General features: G+C 31.4%; 5 protein-coding genes. All 5 read left to right on the plus strand.

Going from position 1 to position 2,879, the window contains the following annotated elements; genetic code table 11:
- Positions 1-150: 150 nt before the first annotated feature.
- A complete protein-coding gene (locus H8911_RS11905) occupies positions 151-429 on the plus strand; it encodes a hypothetical protein (RefSeq protein WP_186999809.1) in 279 nt (92 codons plus the stop codon).
- Positions 430-434: 5 nt separating this feature from the next.
- Positions 435-719, plus strand: coding sequence for a hypothetical protein (locus H8911_RS11910; RefSeq protein WP_147346781.1), 285 nt, complete (start codon positions 435-437; stop codon positions 717-719).
- A gap of 209 nt (positions 720-928) precedes the next feature.
- Positions 929-1,582 carry a hypothetical protein gene (locus H8911_RS11915; RefSeq protein WP_186999810.1) on the plus strand — a complete coding sequence of 218 codons (654 nt, stop codon included), beginning with the start codon at positions 929-931 and terminating at the stop codon, positions 1,580-1,582.
- Positions 1,583-1,612: 30 nt separating this feature from the next.
- On the plus strand, positions 1,613-2,278 hold the full coding sequence (locus tag H8911_RS11920) for a DUF975 family protein (RefSeq protein ID WP_186999811.1): 666 nt from the start codon (positions 1,613-1,615) through the stop codon (positions 2,276-2,278).
- 38 nt (positions 2,279-2,316) lie between these two features.
- Positions 2,317-2,640 (plus strand): hypothetical protein, encoded by a 324-nt coding sequence (locus tag H8911_RS11925; RefSeq protein WP_186999812.1) that lies wholly within the window; start codon positions 2,317-2,319, stop codon positions 2,638-2,640.
- The last annotated feature ends 239 nt before the right edge of the window (positions 2,641-2,879 follow it).

A 2,879-nucleotide genomic window follows, 5' to 3' on the forward strand; every position in this document is an offset into this window, starting at 1 on the left:
ATGGTCGTGTATATTTGGATAAACCATTATATGACCATAGATACAAAGAAAAATATATCCATTATGGAGAAATCATATTGTTGATCATCTTCTTAATATTTGCGTTTCATGCATCTTATTTAAAAACCACATTGTTTTGGAGATAATGATATGAAAAAAAATCTGATTCAAAGATTACAGGAAGATATGAATGAAGATCTTCAAAAATATTTAGATGAAGACTTGTTAGATACAACTCCAAAAGAAAAGAAGGAATCTAGCTTTTGGATGAAGTGTGTAGCTTTATGCTTATTATGTAGTTATGGAATTGCACAATTTCTAGGAAGAGTATTAGGTGATAAACAGGCAATAGTGCAATATGGACTTGCGGGTATAATCGTGATTTGTGCACTCGCTTTCTATATTTGGTTACGAAGAAAGTATAGGTAATGATTATGAATGATAAACAGAAAAACATTATTGATAAATTGAATAAGGATAATGAATCATTAAATCAAGGACATAAATCCATGGTGGAATATTCTAAAGGAATGATTTGTATAGGCTTATTTGTGGTGTGTTTCTTGATTTACTATTTTACGAAGAATATATTTTTTCTGCTTGGATTTTTATCATTTGAAATCTTTAATTTGATCTACGCAAAGAATGATAAGAAGAAGATTGGAATTGGTATTATAGTTGGAGTTGTAATCTATATTATTTTGGAATTGTGGATATAATCATATTGGAGTGAATCCAATATAAAAGATGGGCTGTTGCAGCATGTGTAACAGTACTTTTTGAATAGAAATTTAGTATTGAACGATTCATTGATTAATGTATTTTACGTAGGAAAACAGCAAATGATACGTTTGAATGAAAACAAATAAAAACTGTATGAAAACGATTACAGACATACTGATATGAAATTAGAAAAGGAGGTGGACCTATGAAGAAGTATGCAGCGACATTACTAAGTGTATTGTTGGTGTGTGGATGTTCTAATATAACGCCAAATAATGAAAAAGTAGAGGCTAGTCAGGAAAAGCTAGAGAATATGACAGCCTTATATACTGGTCTTGCAGAAGCGAATGAAACGATTGATAATAAGTCGAAGATTGGTGTATGGGCCTATTATGAGGATGGTACAAAAGAATTCATTACACAAGGATGGACCGTTAAAGAGCCTGTCACATTAGAAGCTGGAAAGACTTCAGAAGTTACTGTTGAATATCAGGGCTTAGAAAGTACGATTTCAGTGGAGTGCAGTGAAGTGGATGAAGCATCCTTTAAAGCAGAGTCACAATCGCCTAATCAATCGGATTTGGAGGTTACACATTCTAAGTGGTATGGAAAGAAATTGACATATACAGGAAAAATCATAGCTCGCGTAGATTATAAAGGTATTAGAGGATATATGATCAATATCTTTGATGATAAGTCTCGTGTTTCTGTGCTTGATTTCAATAAAGAATTTGATTTTAAAGAAGGTCAAACCGTTACATTCTGGGCATATGGTCTTGGGCGTGTGGAAACAAAGGGTTTGTTTGGAAAAGAGAGAAGTTGTATTGCGTTTAAGGCAAAATATATGGAAGAAGTATAATGACGTATAAAGAAAGTAAGGTGAAATAATATGTGGAATCGACAACAAGTTAAAGAACAAGCTAAACAAATCATGAAACGAAACTATTGGAAGATGTTTGTAGTTACGCTGATTGCAGGAATATTGAGTACTGATTATGTGACTGTTATTCAAGAAGTACAAGATTTTGTACCTGATGATGTATTGCCAAGTATGTTTTCTTCAATCCTTTCATTTTTATCAATGGGATCTATTGTAGGATTATTATTTTCTATCTTCATTGGTAATGTCATTGTAGTTGGAAAAAGTAGATATTTTATCAAGAACCATGATGTAAATCCTGAGCTTGGTGAAATCTTTAGTGGTTTTAAAGGCAACTATTTAAATGTAGTAAAAATCATGTTTTTGATGAATTTAAAAATATTACTATGGCTATTCCTATTCATAGTGCCTGGATTTATTAAGGCTTATGAATATTCTATGATTCCATATCTGTTGGCAGAAAATCCTAATATTACTACAGATGAAGCCTTTTCTTTGTCCAAACAAATGACGACTGGACAAAAGATGGATTTATTTGTCTTAGATTTATCATTTTTAGGATGGATCATTCTAGGCTTGATTTGTTGTGGAATTGGTATTCTATTTGTGTTGCCATATCCAGAAGCTACAAACGCTGAAGTTTATTTAAACCTAAAAGAATCTGTAAAGATATAAGGACGGATACTAGTACCAATAATTTAGGAGATATTTTTATGGATGATACAAATAGATACACTCATTATCTAGTTTTATTTTTTTGTTCTATGATTATTCCTGCAATGAATACATCTGCAGTATCGATAGCACTTTCGAATAATATCGTAGATTTAATTTTTTATATCATTGATTTTGGAGTGTTTGGATGGGGTATTAAACGGTTAAAAGAGAAGGATGAACATCCTATTGGCATTATATTAGCTGTAACAGCTATAGAGGATTTAATCATAAGTTTTATGTGCAATATTACTTTTACTACATATATTGTTCAGGCAGTTGTGATTATTGTATATGCGGTTTATTTAAATTATAAGAAATAGAATAATTAAATCACGCAATAAGAAAAGCAGGAATCTATTTCCTGGAAGAAATTACTAGTGTGTGGTTATGGGTTGTTTCAACTTTTAAGAAGATTGTTGGAATCGGTACTGTAGTTGGAGTTGTTCTACATAGTCTTATAACGCTTTTATGTGGGTAATCCTATGAAAAAGAAAGTAATGATTATTGGTTGTATATTACTGGCTTTGATCCTATCAATTGCAATCTATAGAAAACACGT

Origin of the sequence: Holdemanella hominis, from assembly GCF_014306155.1 — a bacterium.
Lineage (GTDB): Bacteria > Bacillota_I > Bacilli_A > Erysipelotrichales > Erysipelotrichaceae > Holdemanella > Holdemanella hominis.

Coding starts and splice junctions, on each gene's coding strand:
- H8911_RS11905 (WP_186999809.1), top strand. CDS start 151: ATGAAAAAAAATCTGATTCAAAGATTACAGGAAGATATGAATGAAGAT.
- H8911_RS11910 (WP_147346781.1), top strand. CDS start 435: ATGAATGATAAACAGAAAAACATTATTGATAAATTGAATAAGGATAAT.
- H8911_RS11915 (WP_186999810.1), top strand. CDS start 929: ATGAAGAAGTATGCAGCGACATTACTAAGTGTATTGTTGGTGTGTGGA.
- H8911_RS11920 (WP_186999811.1), top strand. CDS start 1,613: ATGTGGAATCGACAACAAGTTAAAGAACAAGCTAAACAAATCATGAAA.
- H8911_RS11925 (WP_186999812.1), top strand. CDS start 2,317: ATGGATGATACAAATAGATACACTCATTATCTAGTTTTATTTTTTTGT.